Raw genomic sequence first — 25873 nt, 5'->3', positions numbered from 1 at the left:
AAATTAAAGGGTATGAGCCCAGTACAATACCGGGCTCATACCCTAGAGGCTGCCTAATGAAACGACCTGTCTAACTTTCGGGGGTCACTTCAAATTAGTGAAACGGCTTTTTTGTGATGAAATCTAAAAGCTGAAGAATGAGTATCTGCTGTTGTCGCCTTAGAATTAAGTCGGAATCTCTAAAGATCGCGTACGTTCCAAACAATCTCACCACGTTCATCATCCCACGTACTGTGATGACGCTTAAATCCTATCTTTTCTAGTACCCGGAGGGAAGCGATATTCCAAGCGCCTACAGTCGACCAAAGTTTGTGGCGCCCAGTAGCAATCGCAGCGTCCAGTACAACGGATGCCGCCTCAGTTGCATAACCTTTACCATGGGCGCTGCGGAACAACTCGTATGCAATCTCCGGCTCTTCAAGTGTGGAACGACCGATAATTAAGCCGCAGTATCCGATGAAATCGCCTTCGTCTCTCCTCCGAATAGTGAGAAGGGAAATGCCATTTTCGTCTGCCTTTTTGCGCATCTCAATAAGCCGGCTACGAACGGAATCAACGGCTGGAATGTCCACACCACGTTCGCCAATTAATTTGCTCAGCCAAACGGAATCGGATTCCTCCCATATACTCAGGTCAAGTCGTTCGGTTTTTAGCTTAAACTCCATAGTTTTAAATAAAGATGGCATAGTGGAACCTCCTAGTTATGTCACTGAATTCATAATAGATTCGCACCGCATCATGTTGAACCTCCCGTTGATTCGCGAATTTATTTTCCAACTCCCGCGAGAGTTTATAGCAACAGTATTATTTTATGCATAAGCAATTCCTTTGCAAAATAGACCCTTTTCTTAAACTTTACTTTCGATCTAAAGCCGTCCCGTTATATATACAGGCTCCTACTATTTCTAAATGCATAAAATGTTAAAAGTATGGGGGGATACGATGTATAATTCGAATTATTATGATTGGTATAGGCAGAATGATAAGTTGATTAGTGATATTGAAAAAGCTATAAATGGAGAGTATAGCGCTATAAGCTGCTATGCAAAATTAGCGAATATGGCTCCAAATCAAGTAGAACAAAAACAAATTCTTGAAATTCGTAATGATGAAATAAAGCATTTCCACAACTTTGTACAAATTTATACGAACTTAACTGGTAGGCAGCCAAAACCACAAATTACTGAAGACTGCCCAAATACGTATTTACAAGGATTAGAGTTCGCTATACAAGATGAACAAAAGACAGTAGATTTTTATTTGGAAATTTCAGATGAGACATCGGATGCACATTTGAAAGAGTTGTTACGGAGAATAGCTGCGGATGAACAAAATCATGCGGTATGGTTTTTATATTACTTCGTGAAGTCGAAGTGAGCATTAAGAATGACTGATGTGGTGAATATATTAGAAGTTATTTTAAAACGCAGTGCAACGATTGAATAAGATATGTAAATGTAAGTAGAAGGAAACCGTTTCGCTAGTAGTGGAGCGGTTTTTTATGATGTACATATGTATCGACAAAATATAGTAATTAAATTTGATATATAATGTATGAAACGAAAATGAATAAGTTAGGAGCAGACATATGAAAAGAGGGATTTTTGTAGATATTCCAAATGAATACAGCAATGTACTTTGGAAAGTGTTAAAGCCTATTGATATTGCTGTATTTGATTGGCGAGTGAGGAATGAAGAGTCCTATTTAATAGCACGTGGTGAATTGGATGAGGCATTATTTCCAGAAGAACCAAGTGTAGTGGAAGGGTTAGCGTTGAAAAAATTAGTTAAAGACAACGTATATTATCTTATTTTTGCAGATTTAAAAGCATATCCTAAAGGAGAAATAGCGATAGATATTGAAACATACGAAGAGTTTAAGGAAAGCAAGTGTGAGGTAGTTGTATTAGCGGTGGATGCTCAATACATACAAATTTATGCGAAAGATCAAAAAGCGATTGAATTGATGTATGAAAACGCACGGAATCAAGGTTTTTATGTTGAATACGTTACAGACGAAAACGATGGTAGAACGCGTTTGTCAGTATGGTAGCAATTTGAAAGGGGAACGGCAATATGGAGAGAAATATAAGTAAAGAATATGCAATTCGAATTGCTACTGAAAATGAAAGTGATAGTATTATCATTTTATTAAAAGAAGTAGCACAATGGCTACAATATAAAGAAGTGGATCAGTGGCAGTATCTTTTAGGAGAGGAAGCTACGGCTGAAATACTAGAATGTATAAGAGAGAAATATACATATGTTGTTCTGAAAGAAGCTGAAATAGTTGGTACGGTTACAGTTTCTCCTAAACAAAATGAATGGGATGAACATATTTTTGGTAAAGAGGAAGTTTCTAATTCATTATATATTCATAGATTTGCGGTGAAACGGAAGTATAAGGGGAACGGAATTGGAGAATGGATTTTACAGTGGATAGAAGAGAATGTACAACATGACAAAGAGTATTTGAAGTTAGATTGCGTGGGGCATAATCGTACGTTGAATGATTTTTATAAGAAAAATGAGTTTGAATATGTTGGGAGTACGGATGGGCTTAGTAAGTTTCAAAAGAAAAGGAGAATGTGAATGCATCCAATTAACGTAAGTTTAGTTGAAAAGTTAATACAGGAACAGTTTCCTGAATGGGCCCATTTAGAAGTGAAACCTGTAAAGTTTAGTGGGCATGATAATAGGACGTTTCACTTAGGGGATGAGATGAGTGTAAGATTGCCAAGTGATGTGGCATATGCACCGCAAGTAGAGAAAGAAAATAGTTGGCTCCCTATATTAAGTAAGGGGCTTTCTTTACCGATTTCTACACCGATTGCGAAAGGGAATTCGTCTGAAGCGTATCCATGGCCTTGGTCTATTAATAAGTGGATAGAAGGGGATACAGTTACGAAAGAAAATGTTCGTGACTTAAGTGAATTTGCGGCGGACTTAGGATCGTTTTTAGTAGAATTACAATCTATTGATGCGAGTAACGGCCCTTTAGCTGGAGCACATAATTTTTACAGGGGCGGACTTATATCGGTATATGATGAAGAGGCGAGAGCTGCTATTGAAAATAATAAGGATGTTTTTGACGAGGCATTATTAAAGCATCTTTGGAATTTAGCACTTAGTTCAACATGGGATCGTGAACCAGTTTGGGTGCATGGAGATGTAGCGCCGGGTAATTTACTCGTTAAAGATGGAAAACTTTGTGCTGTAATTGATTTTGGTATTTTAGGCGTAGGAGATCCTGCTTGTGATGCAGCGATGGCTTGGACGTTTTTTGATGAAAATAGTAGAAATGTATTTAAAGAAGTATTACGCATGGATGAAGAAACGTGGAATAGAGCGAGAGGATGGGCACTTTGGAAGGCGTTAATTACATATGATGCGAATAGGGGTAGTAATGAAAAAGTAGCAGAAGAATCTTATCGTATCATTCAAGTGCTTGTGGATGATTATGAGAGGTAATAGAAAAGCCTATTTTAAAATAGGCTTTTTCATATGATTAAATAGTAGAAATGGAAAGAAGGAATACAACATCATTATACAGAATATTTAGATAATAGGAGGTGTCGAATTTTGAGTGAAATTGAATTAAAGAGTAATGTAATTAAGACAGGGCGAGAGAAGGGGATTATTCTTCGGTTTATACTTGCTAGTCTTGTTGGAGTGTTTATGTTTTTCGTTCCTGTTACGATAAACGGTGCATCGTCTATTATGATTGATCATATCGTATCGTGGATCAGGGCTTCCGTTCCAGGCGTAGTACCTTATTATGCATTGTTTGTTATGGCGATTGGTGCGATTTATCCATTTTATACGAAGAAATGGAATGCATCTATCGTAGACATTTGTTTTTCTATTTTAAAAGTAGTTGGCGTTGTTTTTGGCATATTATATTGTTTAAAAGTAGGACCAGCTTGGTTCTTTGCGCCAGATGTTGGGCCGTTTTTGTATGAGAAGCTAGTCATATCAGTAAGTTTGCTCGTTCCAATTGGTTCGGCATTTTTAGCGTTATTAGTTGGATATGGATTGCTTGAATTTATCGGTACATTTTGTCGTCCGATTATGAGGCCATTATGGAATACGCCAGGGAGATCGGCGATTGATGCAGTTGCTTCCTTCGTTGGAAGTTATTCGCTTGCCCTTCTTATTACGAATCGTGTGTATAAAGAAGGAAAGTATACGACAAAAGAAGCAGCAATTATCGCTACAGGATTTTCTACAGTATCCGCTACATTTATGATCATCATCGCAAAAACATTAGATATTATGCATTTATGGAATGTTTATTTTTGGACTACGCTTGTTGTAACATTCATCGTGACTGCTATCACCGTAAGAATCCCGCCCATTAGTAGAAAACCAGATACATATGTAACAGAAGAAGGATTTCCAGAGCCTGTTTATAAAGAAAAAATGCTAGAACGTGCTTGGGAGGATGCGTTAGAAGTATCAAAGTCTGCACCGAGCATAATGAACAATATTGCAGTGAATTTAAAAGACGGATTTATTATGACGATGGGAATTTTACCAACTATTATGTCAGTAGGATTAATTGGTATCGTCTTAGCGAAGTTCACGCCAATATTTGATTGGATCAGTTATATTTTCTATCCGTTTACATGGCTATTACAATTACCGGAAGCAGACTTAGCTGCTAAAGCTGCATCAGTTGGTATTGCAGAAATGTTTTTACCGTCATTATTAGTAGTAAGTGCACCACTTGTGACAAAGTTTGTCATTGCAGTTGTTTCCGTATCATCTATACTGTTTTTCTCCGCTTCCATTCCTTGTATATTATCGACAGATATTCCGTTAAAAGTATCGGAACTTATTATTCTCTATGTACAAAGAACGATATTAACGTTACTGATTATTACACCGATTGCTTATTTGTTGCTTTAAAGTTTTAAAAAGATAAATCTATAACAAAAGAAGCCTTCTGTAAAAGGAAGGCTTCTTTTGATTAAAAGCGGGGTATTTTTATTTATTTTTCGTATATGACGTAATGCTTCTCAAGAAGATTCCTAGTCCTGCAAAAAAGAATCCTAAGCATAATAAGCTGCCTGGCGTTCCCCAAGTAATTTGATCTAGCATTTTTATCCCCTCCCGTTTATTATTATATAGAATTTATTGGGATTTACCAGAATTTTCTTTTTTATAATTGCGATATTAATGTTTATCGATGATCTATCCCACCCTAGATATGCAGAGTATATTCGAAAAATGATTCTTTCAATTATATTCTTTTATTATTATAAAATGTTTTTATTTTATATGATATAGTAACAACAAAGGGGGCTTAAAAATGGAAATTATTCACGAAAGAGCAAAGTTGCGGTTAATGGATAATACTGATGTCGAAACTTTGTTTTCGATTGTAGAAGGAAATCGGGATATTTGGGCGTATTTAATCTCTAAAATGGATAGTGTGCAAGATATGCAACAATACGTTCAAAAAGCGATAAAGGGTTACGGAAGAGGTACTCAAATACCTTTCATAGTCGTAGATCAACAGTCGAATAAGATTGTAGGAAGTACACGTTTATATAATATTTCAGTAGAAGATAAGACAGTTGAGTTAGGGCAAACATGGTATCATCCGAGTGTGCAACGTACGAGTATAAATACAGAGTGTAAGTATATGCTTCTTCAGTATGCTTTTGAAAAATTGCATATGCTGAGAGTGCAAATTAAGACGGATGCAAGAAATGAAAAAGCACAACGAGCAATTGAAAGGTTAGGCGCAGTAAAAGAGGGTGTGCTTAGAAATGAAAGAAAATTACCGAATGGTTATGTGAGAGATGCGGTGGTGTACAGTATTATCTCGAGTGAATGGCCAGGCGTAAAAGAACAATTGTTAGAAAAATTAGAGTTGTATAAAGAAAAGTTATAATTCGTGTTTTGAAAGGTATATTGTTCGTGAGGCATGAAAAATATACCTTTTTTCTTACAAAATGCTACTTTATTTTAATTCCTTTTGTTTCATCGTTCCCTTCTGAGAAAAAATTCGTTACAATGTAGTTGTATGGTAATAAACTTATGAATTTAAAAAATGTAATGAAAACCGCAAATGAAAATGAATTGATAATCCTCAATTTTAAATGAAAACCCTTTTATACATAAATAACAAGTAAAGTTCCTTCTTTTAAATAAACTCAAACAAAACGATTTGATATAAATGTTTTTTATAGAAGTATGGATGATGTACGGAGGCAATTACAAATGAAAGAAAATAAGAAGAGTAAGAAAAGACGAATCTTTCAAGTATTTTTACTAATGATTTGTTCTGCTATTTTATATGTAAGTTATGCAGCTTACGATATTTGGAGTTATCGTTTTAAAGCAAATGATGACGTGAAAACGGATGCTGGTATCGTACTAGGAGCAGCTTCATGGAACGGAAAACCATCTCCTGTATTTAAAGAAAGAATTAATCATGCGATTTCTTTATATAGGAACGGAAATATTAAAAAGATTATTTTTACAGGTGGTACAAAGTTCGAGGCAGAACTTGAGGAAGCACGTACTGCAAGAGTATATGCAATGAAACAAGGTGTAAAAGAGGAAGATATTTTAATTGAAACTAAATCCCTTTTCACTGAAGAAAATTTAAAAAATGCGAAGCAAGTTGGAATAGAGAACGGCATACAAACATACACGATTGTAAGTGATCCACTTCATATGAAACGCGCAATGAGAATCGCAAAACATATTAATATTGAAGCGTATGCTTCACCAACGCCGACATCAGCATATAAAACGTTAGATACAGAAATACCATTCTTCTTTAAAGAATTATTCTCGTATATTGGATATGTAACCTCGTTGCCGTTAAAGGCATTAAAGGGAGACTAATAAGAAAAGAACCTATCGTTAAATAGGAACTTTTCTTATTAGTCAAAAACATTGTATTTTTATCGGAATAGTGAAACAATAGAGAGGTAGCTTCATATAATCATAATGACAAAATGAACGGTTTATGAATCGAGCATAAAGTGAAACTTTAATCAGTGGGTGGGTTTCTCACTGATTATTAGTTGAACCAATCGGGCGTTTACGGGCAGTTGATCTCCCACCTAACTTCCTTTGCTTCACCTGAATTTTTAGGTGGGAGTTTTACTGCCCGTTAATGCGGGATAAAGGAGATTATAGTATGGCACTCTCATTTGTTGAAACAGAAGAACAGTCTTTAATTATTGAGAAAATAAATAAATTGATTCCGAAGTTCATGGAAAGGGAGCATCAGCTAAGTGAATTAGGATCATTTCCGTATGAAAATATAAATGATTTGAAAGATATCGGATATACGAAATTAACGTTACCGAAGGAATTTGGTGGTAGTGCGATTTCTTTATATGACTTCGTTTTATTTCAAGAGAAAATCGCGGAAGGCTGCGGAGCTACTGCATTATCGATTGGCTGGCATCTTGGCATTGTGAAAGAGCTAGCGGAAAATCGCTCTTGGAATGATGAGATGTTCAAATGGTTTTGCGAAGAAGTATGTAATGGTGCGCTCTTTAACAGGGCAGCAACAGAACCGAAAACAGGGAGTCCGACGCGTGGCGGCAAACCAGAAACAATAGCGGTTCAACAAGGCGAGAAGTGGGTTATAAATGGAAGGAAAACTTTTACAACGATGGCGCCAGTACTTAATTATTTTATTATTTCAGCGAGTATTGAAGGCCAAGAAGAAGTTGGTGAGTTTGTCATTCCAAGAAATACACTCGGTGTATCTATTGAAGAAACGTGGGATAGTGTTGCAATGAGAGGGACTGCTAGCCACGATCTTGTCTTACAAAATGTAGAGATAGAAAGCCGCTTTTTTACGGATGTGAAGGGCGGAAAAGTAAAACAAAAGGGTATTGGCTGGTTGCTACATATACCAGCATGTTATTTAGGAATTGCACAATCAGCAAGAAATTATGCAGTTCAATTTGCGGGATCATACAAACCAAATAGTTTAAATCATTCTATTAGTTTATTGCCGAATGTTAGAAGATTAGTTGGAGAATTAGAACTTGAGCTTATGCAAGCTCGTGTCTTTTTATATCAAATTGCGAAAAAGTACGATGAGGCAGAAGATAAACTATCACTGCAAGAAGAATTAGCAGCCGTGAAATATGCTGTAACAAATGCGGCGATATCCATAGTGGATAAATCGATGCGCATCGTAGGAGCAAAAAGTTTATCAGAAAAAAATCCGCTTCACCGTTATTATTTAAACGTTAGAGCAGGACTACACAATCCGCCGATGGATGATGCAACACTATCTATGTTGGCGGATGCGGCGTTTCGGTCGTAGGTTTTTTAGCTTGAATTTTATTGTCTATGTACAATATAGTTGTTTTGAAAGCACGGGTTTGATTAGTAATCAAACCCGTGCTTTTTATGTGTATGAAGTACTTGGTTGGGATGTAGGTTTTTAATATAAATGATTATCATGTTTTTTTGATTGTGTCTTGTTGAAAAATTCTTATTGTAATGCCAGTTTGGAGGCTGTATAAACATTTTTCGTATTTAATCCCAAATTAATGGTCTTTCTAAGTTTACCATTCGTAAATATTGTAAAAATTGACCTGTATGGACCGCATCATGATAGGCAATTCGTAATAGCATATCACCTAAATATCGTTGATAGCCAACATCGCTTCTATCAATAAGCCTTGAATCTAGCTCGGCTATGCTTATTGATTGAACATATTCTATGAAGTCAGTAAAGTATGATTGTGCCAATTCAATTTCTTTTTTTACACAAGTAATTGGCTCGTCATTATACGGGATACGTATGTCGTTTATTGAACCGTTGTTTTTTATAATCATATGATAGTAAAAAGTTGAGCTCCATACGTGACGAATCATTTCACCAAAGGACATAGCCTCAGGATCAGGCTTCCAATTAAGAAAATTATCGGGAAGAGAATTCCATAATTTTTCTGAGCGCCTTCTCGTTTCTTTTAAATTTAATATACTAAGATCAATTGCATTCATAATACATTCTCCTTTACTATTAAACTTAAAATAATTGTATCAATTTAATAGTTAGGGTATCATCGAAATATGAATGTATATCCGAATATCTCATATATAGCTAAACTAATTGCTGAACCTACAAGAGCAATCATCTTAGATTGTCTAATGAATAATCAGGCACTACCTGCTAGTGAATTGGCTTATATGGCAAAAGTGTCACATCCAACAATTAGTTCGCATCTTTCTAAATTAGTAGAAGGGAATTTACTTACAGTTGAACAACATGGTAGACATCGTTACTATCGACTTGCTAATCAAGAAGTTGCAGAAGTGCTTGAAAAGTTAGGGACAATTGCACCAACAGTTCAAGTTCGCTCTTTAAAACAATCAAGCCAACTAAAACAAATTCGTTATGCTCGAACTTGTTATGATCATCTTGCAGGCAAACTCGGTGTAGAGATAACTGAAAAATTACTAGATAGGCAATTTATAATTTTAGAGGATGGAGAATACATTGTAACGGAACAAGGTAAGAAATGGTTTCTGAATTTTGGAATAAATGTTGATGAGGCAGATACAAAAAGGAGGGTATTTGCAAAACCTTGCCTTGATTGGAGTGAACGGCGCTACCATATTTCGGGTTGGTTAGGGTCTGCAATTGCAAAACTACTTTTTGAACAGGGATGGATTACGAAAACGGATAAGAACCGAGCTGTCCATCTTACAAAGAAAGGTGTAAAGTTATTGGAAGATCAATTAGGCATAGATATGAAAACTGAGGAAAGAAAAGCTTGAAATTAGAAAAGTCCGTTAAAATGACGGGTTTTTTCATTATGGTAGGAGTGTACATGAATAATAGGATGTCACAAATAATTGTTGGCAATAAAAAAATCTTTCTTTTCATTCTTCTTTTTTAAGTTTTAAAGGAGAAAGCTAGGCTTCTTATTTTTACTAATGTTATAATAAGAAAAAAGCACGAAAAGAGGTCATCTCATGCTAGAGGTTATTGCAACATGTTTAGAAGATGTAAAACGAATTGAAAGTGCTGGCGGGAAGCGGATTGAATTAATTTCATCTTATACAGAAGGTGGTTTAACACCGAGTTATGCTTTTATAAAAAAAGCGGTAGAAGCGGTAAGTATACCAATTCATGTTATGATTCGTCCGCATGCGAAGTCTTTTACATATACGGAAGAAGAAATTGAAATGATGAAAGAAGATATTGTAGTTGCTCAGAAATTAGGAGTAGCTGGTGTTGTATTAGGTGTATTAAATGAACGAAATGAAGTGGATGAAGGGAAATTAGCGAACTTACTATCTGTTGTAGATGGAATAAATGTAACGTACCACCGTGCGATAGATGATATAGAAAATCCAGTAGAAGCAATGAACACTTTAAAGAAGTTTCATAAAGTGACTCACGTTTTAACTTCAGGTGGACAAGGAAATATAGTAGAGAATATTCCGGTGCTTACAGAAATGCAAAAGGTAAGCGATGGTCAAATTCAGCTTGTAGCTGGAGCTGGGGTGACGAAAGAAAATATAAAGCGATTGCTAGATGAAACTGGAATTTCGCAAGCTCATGTCGGTACAGCGGTAAGAGAAGGAAAATCATGTTTTTCTGAAATAGATCCTAATTTAGTACAAGAATTAGTTGAAATAATAAAATAAGTGCTTAAGAAAGAGGAGAAACGATGAAGGAAAATACGAAGAAAGAATTATTCTCTTGGGCTAAAACGATAGGGTTTACCCTTGTATTAATTGCTATTATTCGCGGTGTTTTATTTACACCTTCTTTAGTACAAGGTGAATCAATGATGCCCACTTTAAAAAATAACGAACGAGTTCTCGTGAATAAGATTGGTTATAGTATAAGTGGATTAGATCGCTTTGATATTATCGTCTTCCACGGAAAAGAAGGATACGATTTAGTAAAACGAGTAATTGGTTTGCCAGGCGATACAGTTGAGTATAAAAATGATGTTTTATATGTAAACGGAAAAGCGATGGAAGAACCATATTTAAAAAAGTTTAAAGAAAAAGCAGTAGGCCGTGTATTAACTCCAGACTTTACGTTAGAACAAATCACAGGGAAAACGAAAGTGCCAGAAGGCCAAGTATTTGTTTTAGGGGATAATCGTGAAGTTTCTAAGGATGGTCGCATGTTTGGCTTTATTTCAGAAGATGAAATTGTCGGAAAAGGACAAGCTGTTTTCTGGCCGTTGGAACAAGTAAGAGCGTTATAAAGAAAAAGTATGGGAGAAATATTCTTCCGGTGGATTTAAATTACATTTTTTGTAAAACTGAATGTTCAATTAAGAAAGACAGAGGTCATTTTGATTATTACTTTTCAAAATGGCCTCTGTTTATTTGAAGATAGTATTGCAAGGAGGGAATTTAAATGATAAAGAAAGAATCAGAAATTATCTTAAACAGGAAAGGAGCCAGGAAAGTAAACGAAATTCCTAAAGAGGTCTTACAATTACTACAGCAAGGGAAAGTAGAAAGTGTTAATCTAACAGAATGGCTAGCTATAAATCATATTGAACTACTTAAAAATGTCTTACCTTCAATAGGACTCAAGAATAGTTTGGAATGTATAGTAGCTGAATTAGAAAAACAGAACGTTGAAACAGGAATGAAAGTCATACGAATAACAGGGACTTTATTGGATGAAATTATACTCAAAGAGAATGATGGAAACAAGGAAGACGTACTGTTAAAATTATCTAATCATATTTCAGATAGTGTACGATGTTGGGCAGCGTTTATGAATAAAAAATCAAATGACACATTAAAAGATACATTAACATACATTCGACCTTTTGCGGCGGATCATCATTTTGGTGTTCGAGAAATTGCTTGGATGTCTATTAGAGAAGAACTTTCACAAAATATAGAAGAAAGTGTGGAATTGTTAGTAGAATGGGCAAAAAGTGAAGATGAGAATATTCGCAGGTTCTCTGTAGAATCTATTCGTCCTCGAGGTGTATGGAGTAAACATATTGAAATATTAAAACAAGAACCTGAAAAAGCACTTCCTATTCTTAATTTACTTAAATCAGATCCATCAAAATATGTACAAGATTCGGTTGGAAACTGGTTAAATGATGCAAGTAAAACTAAACCGGATTGGGTAATGAACCTGTGTAAAGAATGGGAAAAGGATGCTGACATAAAATCAACTAGTAGAATTATTAAAAAAGCTAAAAGAACGATTTTGAAAAATAAGTAATATACAACTAATAGACTCGGTAGTTGTACGAAGGAACATTCAATCATGTTAAAAAAGAATAATTTGAATAACTATGAGAAGAGCATGTATTGATCAATACATGCTCTTTATATTTACTTTTTTATTGCAGTTTTTATTCTAATAGTTTTGTAGCAATGTGAACTTTAGAAATTGAACCGTCGTGATTTCTAGGGTTAATTTTATATTCACTGTCAGGAAGCGAATCACTCCAATATAAATTACATTCACTAATAGTTCATTCTTCACGTGTTAAAGTTTTTTCAATCATCCAAGAGCCTTTCATTTTATATAAATCACATATTATTTTTGTTTTTTAATAGCGGACAAAATATATCGGATTATGTACGTGAAAAAAATATTGATAGAATTGAAAGAATATTTTATAATTTTAAATTATATGTTTGTTTCGAAAAACGGAATTTAAGTTCCGTAATTCGGAACGAAAGGGAGATAGAATGAGTATAAATAAAACGGCAGTTAAGACAATGGATATTTTAGAGTTGTTTTATGAGCATGAAGAGCTAAGTTTAACTGAGATGGTTCAGCTTACAAATATGCCGAAAACATCTGTTTATCGTTTAATTGGCTCGTTAGAAGAGATGGAGTTTTTACAAAAAAACGAAAAGGGGAAATATCGTTTAGGGGTCGTATTTTTACGGTTCGGTCAACTTGTTTCACAACGATTATCAGTAAGGAATATAGCAATTCCTTATATGAAAGAACTTAGAGATAGTTTAGGACAGGCAGTTAATTTAATAATTCAAGATGGTAATGACGCAATTTATGTTGAAAAGATGGAAGGTGTTCAGCCAGTACGCGTGTATACGGCGGTTGGAAGAAGAGCACCGCTTTATGCTGGTGCATGTCCGAGAATTTTACTATCGTATTTTTCTGAGGAAGAGAAACGGAGATACATAGAGGAAGTGGATTTAAAACAGTTTGCAGATGGAACAATTGTGGATAAGGAACAATTGCTAGAAGTGTTGCAAATGGCAAAAAAGGAAGGCTACACAATTAGTTATTCTGAGTTAGAAAATCATACAGCCGCAATAGCAGCGCCCATTTTCGCAAGTGATGGAACGGTTGTAGCAGGTATGAGTATTTCGGGATTAGCAATTGAGTACAGCGAAAGTAACATTTCATATTTTATCGCGAAGGTGAAAGAAACAGCGCATCGCATTTCGAAAGAACTCGGCTTTTTGGCATAGAAAGAGGGAGTAGGATGAAATTTTCTGCGTTAGGGGATCAAGCAATTATTGTTACATTTGGTGAAGAAATTAAGATGGATATATATGAGAAAGTACAGCGGTTATTTCAAGCACTGCAGCAACATCCGTTTGCAGGAATGATTGAGTGCGTTCCGTCGTTTACTTCATTAGCTGTTTACTACAATGTATACGAAGTATGGAAGAGAAATGAGAGAAGTGAAAGGCCATATGATTACGTTCGCCAGTATATAAAGGAGCTGTGTGATTCTTATAAAGAAGAAGTGAAACAGGATGTGAAACATATTTCTATACCAGTGTGCTACGGGGGAGAATATGGACCTGATTTAGAAGAGGTTGCGCATTATAAAGGTTTACAAGTAGAAGATGTGATTCGAATACATAGTGAAACTACATATTTTGTATATATGCTAGGTTTTACACCAGGGTTCCCGTATTTAGGAGGACTTTCAAAAGAATTAGAAACACCTAGAAAAGAAACACCACGGTTACAAATCTCTCCTGGTTCAGTAGGTATTGGCGGAAATCAAACAGGTATATATCCGCTTGAAACACCAGGAGGATGGAATATTATCGGCCGAACTCCTATTTCATTATTTAATCCAGAAGAAGAAATACCAACATATATTCAAAGTGGTATGTATTTACGATTTATCCCAATAACGAAGGAAGAGTACGTATCATTTGAGGGGGCTAAAGAATGGATGTAGAAGTTTTGCATGCAGGAATGTTTACAACAGTCCAAGATTTAGGACGATCTCATTATCAACAATACGGTGTGCCAGTTGGCGGGGCGATGGATCAAAGTGCACTTCGGATGATCAATATGTTAGTTGGTAATGAAGAGAATGAAGCGGGACTCGAAATGACGATTATGGGACCTAAGTTGTTAATAAAGAAAACGACTTTACTTGCGATTGGCGGAGCAGATATGGAACCGTTATTGAATGGAGAACGTATCCCGTTATGGCGGCCCATTTTAGCAGAAGAAGGTAGTATGCTTTGTTTTGGAAAAGTGAAAAGTGGTTGCAGAGCGTATGTAACTTTTGCGGGTGGCATCCATATTGAGCGTACAATGGGAAGTAAAAGTACGTACATACGTGCTGCGATTGGCGGTATAGAAGGAAGAATGTTGAAAAAGGGTAACTACTTCCAAATTGGTGCACAACCAGAAATGGCGAGTCGTTTCATTCAAGACTTACAAAAAGATGCGAGAATAAAAACGAAATGGGCAATTAGCAACAGCGTACTACCAAAGTATAAGAAACATCCAAAGCTTCGTGTCATAACTGACTTTGAATATGATCAATTTACAGAAGAAAGTAGAAAGGCATTTTTTACGAAAGAGTATAAGGTATCTAATTATGCTGACCGTATGGGCTATAGGGTTGAGGGAGAAGTTTTAAATAGGATTGAAGAAAAAGAGATTTTATCGAGTCCTGTTACATTTGGAACCATTCAAGTTCCTAATGGTGGACAGCCGATTATATTAATGGCAGATAGGCAAACGACAGGTGGCTATCCGAGAATGGGAAATATCATTTCAGTAGATTTACCTCTTCTTGCCCAGCTAAAGCCGGGGGACTATGTTTCTTTTGAGAAAATTATGCTTGAAGAAGCGGAACAATTGTACATAGAACAAGAAGTAAATATAAATCTCTTAAAGAAATTCATCGCTTTACGAAGCTGAAATTAGGAGGAATACATTGTGACTACAATTGATTTAAACTGTGATTTAGGAGAAAGTTTTGGCGCTTATAAAATGGGGAATGATGATGAAATTCTTCCGTTCGTTTCCTCTATAAACGTTGCTTGCGGTTTTCATGCGGGTGATCCGTCTGTAATGAGGAAGACGGTTGAAAAGGCAATGCAGCATAACGTAGCGATAGGGGCACATCCTGGTTTTCCAGATTTAATTGGATTTGGTAGAAGAAACATGAATGTTTCAGCAAGTGAAGTATATGATTATGTTTTATATCAAATTGGGGCACTAGACGGGTTTGTAAAAGTGGCTGGTGGGGAGATGCATCATGTGAAACCGCATGGCGCTCTATATAATATGGCGGCAACTAATCCGGAAATTGCAGATGCAATCGTAAAGGCAATTTATCATATTAACCCAAATCTATTACTTTACGGATTAGCAAATAGCGAGGCGTTTATACAGGCTGCAGAAAAATACAATGTAACTCTCGTACAAGAGGCTTTTGCGGATCGTACATATAAGCAAGATGGTACGTTAACGAGCCGTACAGAAGAAAATGCGCTTATAAAAGATGAAGACGAAGCGATAAAGCAAGTGCTTCAAATGGTGAAAGAAGGCCATGTAAATGCGGTCAATGGAGAGAAAGTAGCAGTTCAGGTGCAAACAATTTGTTTACACGGTGATGGGGAAAAAGCAGTGCAATTTGCGGGGAGAATATACAGAACATTCGAACTTAATGGGATTTCTATTTGTGAACCGAAATAAAAAATGAGAGGAAGTGCTAGAAATGATTAAATTAATCGGGATACTACTTGTTGCAGTGGGCTTTTTATTTAGATTAAATACACTTTTAGTAGTTATGGTTGCAGGTATTGTTACTGGTATGGTTTCAGGATTAAGTTTTTATGATGTGATCAGCATGTTCGGCAAATTTTTCATAGAAAATAGATATATGTCTATGCCAATTATATTAACTTTACCGGTAATCGGAATTTTAGAGCGTTACGGTTTAAAAGAAAGAGCAGAAGCACTTATAACGAAATCAAAAGGAGCAACAACTGGAAGAGTATTAATGTCATATTTTACGATAAGAGAATCATCAGCAGCACTAGGGCTTAATATTGGTGGGCATGCACAAACGGTAAGACCGCTCGTTGCACCGATGGCAGAAGGGGCCGCGCAAGGTAAATACGGTAAACTTCCTGAAAAATTAAGAGAAAAGATTAAAGCAAACGCAGCGGCTGCTGAAAATACAGCTTGGTTTTTCGGAGAAGATATTTTCATCGCAACTGGAGCTATTTTATTAATGAAAGGATTCTTCGATTCAGTAGGTATGCATGTCGGAGTATGGGATATGGCACTTTGGGGCATTCCAACTGCAATATCTGCACTTATTGTAAGCTGGATTAGATTTAGAAGGTTTGATAAATATATAGAGAAAACAATGAAGGCAGAAGGAAAAGAAGAGAAGGAGGCAATTTAATATGAACATCATCACAATGGATACAATCTATTATGTATTAGGGATAATCGTTGCTTTTATCGCTGTTCGTATCGCATTCGATCGTGAACATCCAAACAGATTCGGTTCTAGTTTATTTTGGGCATTGTTTGCAGTTACATTTTTATTCGGAAATGTAATCCCTTCGTTTTACGTTGGCTGTATAGTGCTCGCTATGGTCGTTTTAGCTTCACTAAATAAAGTAACAAAATCAGAGGAGAAAGAAGTTCCAGTACAAGAACGTGTAAAACATGCTGAGAAATTAAAAAATAAAATTTTTATGCCTGCACTTTTAATTCCTATTTTTACAATTATCGGTACGTTGACGTTAGGGAAAATTAAATGGGGTAATGTCTCTCTTGTTGATCCAGATAAAGTAACATTAGTTGCATTAGCGCTTGGTGCATTACTCGCATTCGTTGCGGCGATGCGTATTACAAAATCAAAAATAACAACGCCTGTACAAGAAGGAAGCAGACTATTACAAGCTGTCGGCTGGGCTGTAATTTTACCACAAATGTTAGCAGCACTTGGCGGTATATTCGCGAAGTCTGGCGTTGGACAAGTTGTTTCAGATTTAGTCGGACAAGTGTTACCGACAGAGTATCCGTTCGTTGCTGTTATGGCTTACTGTTTAGGCATGATGCTATTTACAGTCGTAATGGGAAATGCATTCGCAGCGTTTGCTGTTATTACTGGCGGAATTGGCTTACCTTTAATAGTTCAAATGCACGGCGGAAACCCAGCAATTATGGCAGCACTCGGTATGTTTGCTGGATATTGCGGAACGCTGCTTACACCAATGGCAGCAAACTTTAATATCGTACCTGCGATGCTTTTAGAGCTAAAGGATAAAAATGCGGTTATTAAAGCACAAGTACCAATTGCTCTTTCAATTTTTATCATAAATATGTTTATTATGTACGGCCTTGTATATCGTTTCTAATTAGGAGGATAAAACTATGAAAACAGTATTATTAACAGGGTTTGATCCGTTTGGCGGAGAAAATATCAATCCAGCTTGGGAAGTAGCAAAAGGTTTGCATGAAAAAACAATTGGAGAATACAAGATAATAAGCAAACAAGTCCCAACAGTATTTCATAAATCAATAAGCGTATTAAAAGAGTATATAGAAGAACTAGCGCCGGAAATTATTATATGCATTGGACAAGCCGGGGGCAGACCAGATATTACGATAGAACGTGTCGCAATTAATATTGATGATGCAAGAATTGCTGATAATGAAGGGAATCAGCCGGTAGATGTACCGGTTGTAGAAGAAGGACCGGCTGCCTATTGGTCCACACTCCCGATGAAAGCAATTGTAAAAAAACTTCGCGAAGAAGGCATACCGTCATCTATTTCACAAACGGCAGGTACATTCGTTTGTAATCACTTATTCTATGGACTTATGCATGAACTAGAGAAACATGATAAGAAAATAAAAGGCGGATTCATTCACATTCCGTTCTTACCAGAACAAGCGAGTAATTATCCAGGACAACCGAGTATGTCACTTTCTACTATTCGTAAGGGGATAGAATTGGCAGTTGAGGTAACGACGATAGTTGAGGTAGATATTGTAGAGGTTGGGGGCACGACGCATTAAATAAAACGAATCGTACAACACCTCCTGTAAACAACTGGTATAATAAGAATAGGAAAATACATAGAGGTGATTTTTGTGCAACAATTTGAAGAAGTACGTTCAATTTTAGAAAAAGCGAAGAAAATTACAGTATTAACAGGCGCAGGTGCAAGTACGGAAAGTGGTATCCCAGATTTTCGTTCAGCAAATGGATTGTATGCTGATGCGAATGTGGAGATGTACTTATCAAGAGGGTACTATAACCGAAGTCCGAAAGAATTTTGGAAGCATTATAAAGAAATTTTTCAAATTAATACGATCCATCAATATAAACCAAATCGTGGCCATCGCTTTTTAGCTGCGCTAGAAGAACAAGGGAAAGATATTACGATTTTAACGCAAAATATTGACGGTTTACATCAATTAGGTGGCAGTAAGCATGTCATTGATTTACATGGAACACTTCAAACAGCACATTGTCCAAAATGTAAATCTGGATATGATTTACAGTATATGATTGATCATGAAGTACCGCGTTGTGAGAAGTGTAATTTCATTTTAAATCCAGACGTTGTTTTATACGGAGATACATTGCCGCAATATCAAAATGCTATCAAACGTTTATATGAAACAGATGTGCTTATCGTTATGGGAACGTCACTAAAAGTACAGCCTGTCGCTTCATTCCCGCAAATTGCAAAGAGGGAAGTGGGAGCAACAACTATTTTAGTAAATGAAGAGTTAACAGGACAGGAATATAACTTTGATTTTGTTTTTCAAAATAAGATTGGTGAGTTTGTTGAAGGGTTATCGTCGGTTAAATAAGTTATTATTTTTATGAAAAACTGAGGTGTATAGAGAACACCTCAGTTTTTTGTTTGAATAAAATTCATGTTATGACGTATGAAGGGGAATGGTAATAAATAGGTTATAAAATTAAAAAACTGAAAATTAAATCTTTTATTTCTTTAGTAATTAATATAAAATTCTATATATATCATAGAAATAAATTTGATACATAATGATTTTGCGTAGAAATGTTAATAGAATGAAGCGAGGGAGCGAAATGAGACAGAAAAAGGAGCAGAAAAAACAATCGAAAAAGAAAAAGACTCATATTCCATTTCGGTTAAATGTACTATTTTTTATTGTCTTTCTTTTATTTTCAGCTATTATAATTCAATTAGGTAAAGTACAAATCATTGATGGAGAAACGTATAGAAATGAAGTAAACAAAAAGGAAGATGTAACGGTAAGCACTCCCGTTCCTAGAGGGAAAATGTTTGATCGGCAAGGTCACGTTATTGTAAATAATAAACCATTGCGAACCGTTACATATACGAAAATGAGAGGAGTAGACTCGAAAGAAGTTTTACAAGTAGCAAGAGATTTAGCCAAGCTAATTGAAATGTCGCAAGAGGACATGGATAAGTTAACGGAGACAGATAAGAAAGATTTTTGGATGCAGTTAAATGAAAAGCGGGCAGCAGCGAAAGTAACGAAAGAAGATGAGAGTAAATTTAGAAAGCAAGAAATAGAAGGAAAAGAATTAGATAAAAAAGTAGAAGAACTGCGCCGGGAAAGAATTACGCAAGAAGAATTAAATGAGCTTTCAAAGGAAGATATAGAAGTATTAGTAATTAAAAGCAAAATGAATGCAGGATATAAAATGACACCGCAAATCGTTAAAAAAGATGTAAGTCAAAATGAATATGCTGTCGTTAGTGAAAGGTTGGCAAGTTTACCAGGGGTAGATACGACAGTAGATTGGGAACGTGAATACCCAAATGATAAAATACTGCGCTCTATACTAGGTAGCGTTTCTAATGAAAATGAAGGGTTGCCAAGAGAGCAATTAGATTATTATTTAGTTCGTGATTATAATCGAAACGACCGTATTGGTAAAAGTTACATCGAAAAACAATACGAAGATGCACTACATGGAACGAAAGAACAGTCTAAAAATATTATGGATAAAGCAGGGAAGATTGTTCGAACAGAAAAAGTGACCGAAGGAAAAAGTGGAAATAATTTAATGTTAACAGTCGATATGGATTTGCAGAAAAGAGTAGAGGGAAGTCTTGAAAAGAATTTACGAGCCTTTCATGCTGCAGAGCCGATGATGGATCGTGCGTTCGTAGTAATGATGAATCCGAAAAACGGTCAAATTTTATCAGTGGCAGGAAAGAAAATTGTAAATAAAGATGGCGGTATGCAAATAGAAGATTATGCATTAGGAACGATGACAAGTTCTTATGAGTTAGGATCAACTGTAAAAGGGGCTACTTTATTAGCTGGATATCAAACAGAAGCGATTAAGCCGTATACACATTTCTTTGATGCACCAATGTATTTTAAAGGAAGTTCTAAGCCGAAGAAATCGTGGAAAGAATTTGGGGATATTGATGATTTAAGAGCTTTACAAGTGTCATCGAACGTTTATATGTTTAATACAGCTTTAAAAATGGCAGGCATTAATTATGTCCCAAATAATCCATTAGACATTAAACAAGAAACATTTAATAAAATGCGCTACTATTTTAGACAATTTGGCCTAGGTGTGTCGACTGGTATTGACCTGCCAAATGAATCAATCGGTCAAATAGGTAGAACTGATAACATACCCGGATTTTTACTTGATTACGCGATTGGACAGTATGATACATATACGCCGCTTCAGCTTGCACAATATATTTCCACAATTGCAAATGGCGGTTACCGAATGAAACCACAAATTGTACAAGAAGTTAGAGAGCAACCGAATAGACCAGAGGATGTAGGAAAAGTCGTTCGGTCGATTGAACCAGTTTTATTAAATAGATTGGATATGGACACTTCGTACATTAATCATGTAAAAGAAGGATTTAGAAGAGTTTTTCAAGAAGCTGACGGAACAGGTACCGGAACGTTTAAAGGTCTACCATATAAACCAGCGGGAAAAACAGGAACAGCTGAGACAGTATATGGTGGAGAAAGTGATATTGGAAGAGATGAGAACAACAACCGAAAAAAATGTTATAATTTAACTCTTGCCGGTTATGCACCATATGATGCTGATCCGGAAGTAGCTTTTTCAGTTGTTGTACCATGGGTGAATGATGATAAATCAGGAATTAATTCTGCGATTGGTAAAGAGATTTTGGATGCGTATTTTGAATTAAAAACAAATAGATCAAATACAAATTCAATTCCAGTAGAACAACCGAACAAGGCACAGTAAAAATAGTATCACTGCATGGAAACATATTGTGCAGTGATATATTTTTTGAGTTAAAAAGCGCTTTATAAGGTGGGAATGGATATGAAAAAGGAGATTAAGAGAGGCTGGGGAAAGTACATACTATTTATATTTGTGATGGTAATAGGCTACCATTCTTTTACTTTATGTAAAGTGGAAGGCGAATCGATGCAGCCGACTTTATATGAAGAAGACTACGTATTTGTAAATAAAGCAGTAGTACGTCTTTCTAATTTACAGCACGGAGAAATTGTCATTATAAAGGAAGAGGATGAATCGAAATATTATGTGAAACGTGTAATAGGACTTCCTGGTGATGTAATTAACATAACGAATGGAAAGGTATATGTGAACGATAAAAAGCAAGAAGAACCATATACGAACAAAGATTTATTTAACAACACACAAGTGTTTTATAACTTTCAAAAGACAAAAATTCCGCCAAATAAGTTATTTGTAATGGGAGATAACCGCGAAGTGAGTAGAGATAGTCGCAATGGCTTAGGATATATTGAAGAAGATAACATAATTGGCAAGGTGGAATTTGTATATTATCCTTTTTCAAAAATGAAAATGATAGAATAAGTGGGGATGTGCAAAACCCCACTTATTAAAGTTTCACTTTATTTTCTTTAAAAAACCTTTTGGATTAAATGATATGAAAAATTTATGTTTAGACTCGTCGATTATGAAGTTATTGTTTTTAGTTAAAAACTCTTCCACAGCTTCCATCGGGCCAGGACCCCAATAGGGAAGAAGCGGATTTCCGTTAATGGAGGTATCTTCTACAATCATATAACTGCCAGTAGTGACGATAGATTTATATAGTAAGAGTTCTTTGGATACATGCTCTTTACTATGATCAGAATCTAAAATAACTAAAATCACATCATCAGGTTTGCGCATACTTACTATTGTTTGGATGGCCTGCACAGAAACAGAAGATGCTGTTAAATACGTAATCCGATTATGTGATGGCCGATTTGGCTGCGGAGTTATATCGATAGTAAGTACGTGACCTTTTCCAATTAAATCTAACATAGAAGCTAAATACAGTGCACTACCACCGTGAAAAGTCCCGCATTCAATAATTAAATCGGGCTTTAATTCATAAATAATTTCTTGATACAAAAAGAGATCAGAGGGAAGTTTACAGATTGGAACCCCGAACCAGTGTGTATCGTTTAACCACACGAGGCTGTTGTAATATTGGTTTAAAAATTCATTGCTTATATTATCGATTTTAAATTCTCCTTTCTAAAAAGGATTCTCTCGTTTGACGTAAAGTGTTTACGCATGAAAGTTGTACTATATATTATGTAGTAAGGAATTATAAGGCGAGTGTTTTTAATTGAAAATAAGCCAAATAACTCATGTGGAAAATGAAAGGAAATGATCGTATGTACAAATACACAATTTGCTTTATTAGAAAAAGCGATAAAATACTGCTATTAAATAGAAATAAAAAGCCGAATATGGGGATGTGGAATGGTGTCGGAGGGAAAATAGAAGAGAATGAAACGCCATACGATGGAATAATTAGAGAAACGTTTGAGGAAACGGGCATAGAACTTTCAAGTGTAACGTATAAAGGGACTGTTGTTTTTAAAGGTAAAGATGAGCCCCAGGCTAGTGAAGGAATGTATGTGTTCGTTGCTGATTTGCCAGATGGAATGCAAATGAATACACCATTACGTACGGCTGAAGGATTGTTAGAATGGAAAGAAATTGATTGGATATTAGATGGTGATAATAGAGGAGTAGTTAGCAATTTACCAAAATACTTACCGATAGTATTAACAGAAGAAAATAAGTTAAAACATATATTCACTTACGATAACCGGAATATTATTAATTACACAACTGCATGTTTGACAGAAGATGATGCGAACAAACGATATGAAAAACAACTCGTTTCTCAATAGAAGAGGATAGTGAAAAATCACGTTTTTGCTTTCATTATATATGCGAGGTGATTATATGCTTCAGAAATACAATTCATTGGTCATAATTGTAATATGTATGATATAACTTTTCTTATGGTGAAAGAGTAGAGAATATACGTAAACGGAACAAAAAGGAGGTGGCTTTGCCACCTCCTTTTTGTTCCGTTAGTCACGAATCGCCTTAATCATAAATCGATGTTGCTTCACATCAAAATATCCTTTTTGTAAGATGCTCTCATGTATGCGATATAAATCCTCATAATACCTTTCAACAGTAAAATCAGGAATTTGCCACGGAATCGCTTTTAAATAATAGACGATAGCGCCAATATCATAAAAGCGTTGAAAGGGGAACTCTTCTTTTTCTTCTAAAATAGTAAATCCATTTTCCTTTAACTCCCTGCATGCGGTTTCGAGAGACCAACTTGCAAATTCGCTATTTAGTGGTGAGCCAAACTGCGCATTAAGTTCCGCGCAATCAAGACCACCAACTTGTTGTGTAAGAAAAACGCCACTTGGAGAAAGGACTCTGTTTACCTCAGAAGCAGCATACGATTCATGTTGATTTATAATTAAATCAAATTGACGATTTTGAAATGGTAAAACAGTATCATCGTTCACCGCTACAACAGTAACTCCAAAAGGCTCTAACTTCTTTCGAGCAATTGGCACGTTTGGAGCGTAGCCCTCAGTAGCCAATATAGTTGACGGGAACGGTTGTAACATAGATAAAAACTCTCCGCCGCCAGTACCCATATCGAGCATTGATTCTGCACGTTGCATAAGCTGAAAAGCAGTACTGCCGTACGACCATGGTAATGGCTCGCTCTTCATTCGACCTGTTTCTGAAATGAAAGAAAAATCCCAGCCAATAAAATTTGTATTTGCGCTTTCTAATAAAGTTAAAAATAATGGATCACGTTTCATAATTTTGTCCTCCTATTTTTTAATAGATGATATGATGAGAAAAAAAGCGGAGGACCTCTTATTAAAGAGAAACGGTTTTACGTTTCGTGTTCGAATAGATTCATATAACGTTACTCCTTGTGAGAATTGTTATTTATATATTCGGGATTTTCGAGTGGAATTCCTTTAAAATATAAAGGAAAGGTAGATGTTTAATGGAGAATTGGATTGAGTTTACAGACAAAGAGGACGAGCGAATTTTGGAAAGGGTATATAGTGAGCTTGAGTTTTCGCCAGGTGTTTCTACATTTCCATCATTTATGGTGCCAAGTCCTTTTGTTACATATGATATTTCTCATTACTTTGGAGAGTCGATAAATGATCTGGAAAGTAAAGCGTTACAAGCCTTTCAAGAAATTACAGCATCGAATGAATATATCATGGCACTAGATTGGTAACATGAGTGTTATTGGGTGAATCCCCATTTAGAGTTTGAAAGAAATGAATTTGATGAGTGGATGATACCTGTATTTCCAAATGGAGATTACTACTTCTTCATTCAAAAAGACTTTAAGTGGGGCTATTTAGGCCAGCCTTGGGAAGAGAGTATAACGATATTTGGAAAAGAACTTATAGAAAGCTTTGAACGAAATAAGCTGAAAATGTTTCAAAATATTTTAAGGAAAGGGTAATGTTTGAAAGAGGAAAACCGCTTATACTTCATTTTTGAAGCATAAGCGGTTTTCTTTAAAATACTTAAAAAGAAAAATCTTTTGGCAAAGCATCACTTTTTATCACCGTTCTTAACCCATGTTTTATAATCCAAGCGTTAACAGGATGCTGTTTATCACGTAATTGCTGTAACCACTGAAAAACGAGTTCTTTATCTTCTTTCGTAATATCGTTAATATGATTGGCTACAGATTTTTGAACATATTTAGAAGGGTCATTCATTAATGGTTCAAGAAGCTGTAAATTGTACTTAAAATCACCTTTTAGAGCTCCTGTTTTTTTAGCCCAAGGAAGCCTTGGTCTTGTACCTTCAGAAACTAATCTCCTAATGTGGCTGTTTTCGTCATGAATCCACTGTTGTAATATGTTTAGTGTATCTTCATGGTATGTTTCAAGAAAGGGCCGAATGGCATATTCAGCAGTATTCCTTTTCGTTATTTCATACATTGCATTGAACGAGGTTTCAAAATCGTAAAGTCCATATTTTTCAACGTATTTTGCAAGAGGCATGTACATATATCCATTTGTAAATGTGCCTACTTCTGTTGTATTTTCTGGTCCTAATGTTTTCAGTAATATATGTATTGCTTCATTAAAATCTTTTTGTAAAGCATTGTGTAATTCATCTGCCATTACTTCAATACGTTGTTTTAACTCTAAATTTTCAACTTTATATGTTACAGAATCCACAAAGATTCTTTTAGAAAAATTAGGATCGTGTTTACAAATAGAATCAGCTATTTTTTCTGCTAATTCTTCATTAAATAAAAATTTTAACGGAACATAATTACCCAT

The 25873-nt window shown here is 35.6% G+C and carries 28 protein-coding genes and 2 pseudogenes; 24 read left to right on the top strand and 6 right to left on the bottom strand.

The genetic code is table 11. The annotated features are described in order from the left end of the window. Window positions 1–179 precede the first annotated feature (179 nt). Window positions 180–686, bottom strand: coding sequence for a GNAT family N-acetyltransferase (locus tag RT27_RS18965; protein ID WP_043937023.1), 507 nt, complete (start codon window positions 684–686; stop codon window positions 180–182). Window positions 687–942: 256 nt separating this feature from the next. Here RT27_RS18965 and RT27_RS18960 point away from each other — a divergent pair, with 256 nt between their 5' ends. From RT27_RS18960 to RT27_RS18925, 8 genes are all read left to right on the top strand, one after another. Further along, window positions 943–1377, top strand: a complete 435-nt coding sequence (locus RT27_RS18960) for a ferritin-like domain-containing protein (protein WP_000282830.1) — start codon at window positions 943–945, stop codon at window positions 1375–1377. 211 nt (window positions 1378–1588) lie between these two features. After that, complete coding sequence (locus tag RT27_RS18955) at window positions 1589–2053, top strand: DUF2691 family protein (RefSeq protein WP_043937022.1); 465 nt, start codon at window positions 1589–1591, stop codon at window positions 2051–2053. Window positions 2054–2076: 23 nt separating this feature from the next. Continuing rightward, window positions 2077–2592: a GNAT family N-acetyltransferase gene (locus tag RT27_RS18950; protein ID WP_043937021.1), complete on the top strand. Its 516-nt coding sequence runs from the start codon at window positions 2077–2079 to the stop codon at window positions 2590–2592. Next, entirely contained in the window at window positions 2593–3471 is an 879-nt protein-coding gene (locus RT27_RS18945) for an aminoglycoside phosphotransferase family protein (RefSeq protein WP_029442710.1), read from the top strand. A 111-nt stretch (window positions 3472–3582) separates the two neighbouring features. After that, window positions 3583–4911 carry a YjiH family protein gene (locus RT27_RS18940; protein WP_043937019.1) on the top strand — a complete coding sequence of 443 codons (1329 nt, stop codon included), beginning with the start codon at window positions 3583–3585 and terminating at the stop codon, window positions 4909–4911. Window positions 4912–5314: 403 nt separating this feature from the next. Further along, on the top strand, window positions 5315–5902 hold the full coding sequence (locus RT27_RS18935; protein ID WP_000402585.1) for a GNAT family protein: 588 nt from the start codon (window positions 5315–5317) through the stop codon (window positions 5900–5902). A 329-nt stretch (window positions 5903–6231) separates the two neighbouring features. Next, a complete protein-coding gene (locus RT27_RS18930) occupies window positions 6232–6864 on the top strand; it encodes a YdcF family protein (RefSeq protein WP_000662218.1) in 633 nt (210 codons plus the stop codon). Between the two features lie 298 nt (window positions 6865–7162). Further along, on the top strand, window positions 7163–8311 hold the full coding sequence (locus tag RT27_RS18925) for an acyl-CoA dehydrogenase family protein (RefSeq protein ID WP_029442709.1): 1149 nt from the start codon (window positions 7163–7165) through the stop codon (window positions 8309–8311). 215 nt (window positions 8312–8526) lie between these two features. Here RT27_RS18925 and RT27_RS18920 read toward each other — a convergent pair whose 3' ends face one another. Beyond that, on the bottom strand, window positions 8527–8997 hold the full coding sequence (locus tag RT27_RS18920) for a DinB family protein (RefSeq protein ID WP_016081075.1): 471 nt from the start codon (window positions 8995–8997) through the stop codon (window positions 8527–8529). 69 nt (window positions 8998–9066) lie between these two features. Here RT27_RS18920 and RT27_RS18915 point away from each other — a divergent pair, with 69 nt between their 5' ends. The 4 genes from RT27_RS18915 (at window position 9067) to RT27_RS18900 (ending at window position 12214) form a co-directional block, all read left to right on the top strand. After that, window positions 9067–9774, top strand: coding sequence for a helix-turn-helix transcriptional regulator (locus tag RT27_RS18915; RefSeq protein ID WP_001103807.1), 708 nt, complete (start codon window positions 9067–9069; stop codon window positions 9772–9774). Window positions 9775–9972: 198 nt separating this feature from the next. Continuing rightward, window positions 9973–10650 (top strand): copper homeostasis protein CutC, encoded by a 678-nt coding sequence (locus RT27_RS18910; protein WP_000895115.1) that lies wholly within the window; start codon window positions 9973–9975, stop codon window positions 10648–10650. A 23-nt stretch (window positions 10651–10673) separates the two neighbouring features. After that, the gene (lepB, locus tag RT27_RS18905; RefSeq protein ID WP_000662498.1) at window positions 10674–11225 is read left to right on the top strand and encodes a signal peptidase I; all 552 of its coding nucleotides are present in this window, start codon (window positions 10674–10676) and stop codon (window positions 11223–11225) included. A gap of 155 nt (window positions 11226–11380) precedes the next feature. After that, complete coding sequence (locus RT27_RS18900; RefSeq protein WP_029442705.1) at window positions 11381–12214, top strand: DNA alkylation repair protein; 834 nt, start codon at window positions 11381–11383, stop codon at window positions 12212–12214. Window positions 12215–12347: 133 nt separating this feature from the next. Here RT27_RS18900 and RT27_RS35815 read toward each other — a convergent pair. Further along, window positions 12348–12527: pseudogene (locus tag RT27_RS35815) on the bottom strand (hypothetical protein); the annotation flags it as partial. A gap of 163 nt (window positions 12528–12690) precedes the next feature. Here RT27_RS35815 and RT27_RS18895 point away from each other — a divergent pair. The 10 genes from RT27_RS18895 (at window position 12691) to lepB (RT27_RS18850) (ending at window position 22079) form a co-directional block, all read left to right on the top strand. After that, window positions 12691–13443 carry an IclR family transcriptional regulator gene (locus RT27_RS18895; protein ID WP_000026366.1) on the top strand — a complete coding sequence of 251 codons (753 nt, stop codon included), beginning with the start codon at window positions 12691–12693 and terminating at the stop codon, window positions 13441–13443. A gap of 14 nt (window positions 13444–13457) precedes the next feature. Next, the gene (pxpB, locus tag RT27_RS18890; RefSeq protein WP_029442704.1) at window positions 13458–14171 is read left to right on the top strand and encodes a 5-oxoprolinase subunit PxpB; all 714 of its coding nucleotides are present in this window, start codon (window positions 13458–13460) and stop codon (window positions 14169–14171) included. After that, window positions 14162–15151 (top strand): biotin-dependent carboxyltransferase family protein, encoded by a 990-nt coding sequence (locus RT27_RS18885; RefSeq protein ID WP_029442703.1) that lies wholly within the window; start codon window positions 14162–14164, stop codon window positions 15149–15151. Before pxpB ends, RT27_RS18885 begins: the two co-directional genes overlap by 10 nt. 18 nt (window positions 15152–15169) lie before the next feature. Continuing rightward, window positions 15170–15931: a 5-oxoprolinase subunit PxpA gene (gene pxpA, locus RT27_RS18880; RefSeq protein WP_043937017.1), complete on the top strand. Its 762-nt coding sequence runs from the start codon at window positions 15170–15172 to the stop codon at window positions 15929–15931. A 22-nt stretch (window positions 15932–15953) separates the two neighbouring features. Beyond that, window positions 15954–16649 carry a DUF969 domain-containing protein gene (locus tag RT27_RS18875; protein WP_000593392.1) on the top strand — a complete coding sequence of 232 codons (696 nt, stop codon included), beginning with the start codon at window positions 15954–15956 and terminating at the stop codon, window positions 16647–16649. 1 nt (window position 16650) lies between these two features. After that, entirely contained in the window at window positions 16651–17613 is a 963-nt protein-coding gene (locus RT27_RS18870; RefSeq protein ID WP_001021658.1) for a DUF979 domain-containing protein, read from the top strand. Window positions 17614–17629: 16 nt separating this feature from the next. Continuing rightward, complete coding sequence (pcp, locus tag RT27_RS18865) at window positions 17630–18277, top strand: pyroglutamyl-peptidase I (RefSeq protein WP_016081080.1); 648 nt, start codon at window positions 17630–17632, stop codon at window positions 18275–18277. 75 nt (window positions 18278–18352) lie between these two features. Further along, window positions 18353–19081 carry an NAD-dependent protein deacylase gene (locus RT27_RS18860; protein WP_043937015.1) on the top strand — a complete coding sequence of 243 codons (729 nt, stop codon included), beginning with the start codon at window positions 18353–18355 and terminating at the stop codon, window positions 19079–19081. A 241-nt stretch (window positions 19082–19322) separates the two neighbouring features. Then, the gene (locus RT27_RS18855; RefSeq protein WP_043937014.1) at window positions 19323–21476 is read left to right on the top strand and encodes a penicillin-binding protein 2; all 2154 of its coding nucleotides are present in this window, start codon (window positions 19323–19325) and stop codon (window positions 21474–21476) included. Window positions 21477–21557: 81 nt separating this feature from the next. After that, window positions 21558–22079: a signal peptidase I gene (gene lepB, locus RT27_RS18850; RefSeq protein WP_016081083.1), complete on the top strand. Its 522-nt coding sequence runs from the start codon at window positions 21558–21560 to the stop codon at window positions 22077–22079. Window positions 22080–22112: 33 nt separating this feature from the next. Here the strand turns inward: lepB (RT27_RS18850) and RT27_RS18845 are convergent, their stop codons facing one another. Further along, window positions 22113–22736, bottom strand: a complete 624-nt coding sequence (locus RT27_RS18845; protein ID WP_268998439.1) for a CmcI family methyltransferase — start codon at window positions 22734–22736, stop codon at window positions 22113–22115. Between the two features lie 158 nt (window positions 22737–22894). Here RT27_RS18845 and RT27_RS18840 point away from each other — a divergent pair, with 158 nt between their 5' ends. Beyond that, window positions 22895–23419: an 8-oxo-dGTP diphosphatase gene (locus RT27_RS18840; protein WP_016081084.1), complete on the top strand. Its 525-nt coding sequence runs from the start codon at window positions 22895–22897 to the stop codon at window positions 23417–23419. A gap of 186 nt (window positions 23420–23605) precedes the next feature. Here the strand turns inward: RT27_RS18840 and RT27_RS18835 are convergent, their stop codons facing one another. Continuing rightward, window positions 23606–24367, bottom strand: a complete 762-nt coding sequence (locus RT27_RS18835) for a methyltransferase domain-containing protein (protein ID WP_043937011.1) — start codon at window positions 24365–24367, stop codon at window positions 23606–23608. 194 nt (window positions 24368–24561) lie between these two features. Between RT27_RS18835 and RT27_RS18830 the strand changes: the two are divergent. Further along, window positions 24562–25038: pseudogene (locus RT27_RS18830) on the top strand (DUF2716 domain-containing protein). 64 nt (window positions 25039–25102) lie between these two features. Here RT27_RS18830 and RT27_RS18825 read toward each other — a convergent pair. After that, window positions 25103–25873, bottom strand: a complete 771-nt coding sequence (locus RT27_RS18825) for a DNA alkylation repair protein (protein ID WP_043937009.1) — start codon at window positions 25871–25873, stop codon at window positions 25103–25105.

The organism is Bacillus sp. L_1B0_5, from assembly GCF_000836715.1.
GTDB classification, from domain to species: domain Bacteria; phylum Bacillota; class Bacilli; order Bacillales; family Bacillaceae_G; genus Bacillus_A; species Bacillus_A thuringiensis_S.
Note: the sequence above shows the minus strand (reverse complement) of the source record. Positions and strands in the feature narration are given on the sequence as shown.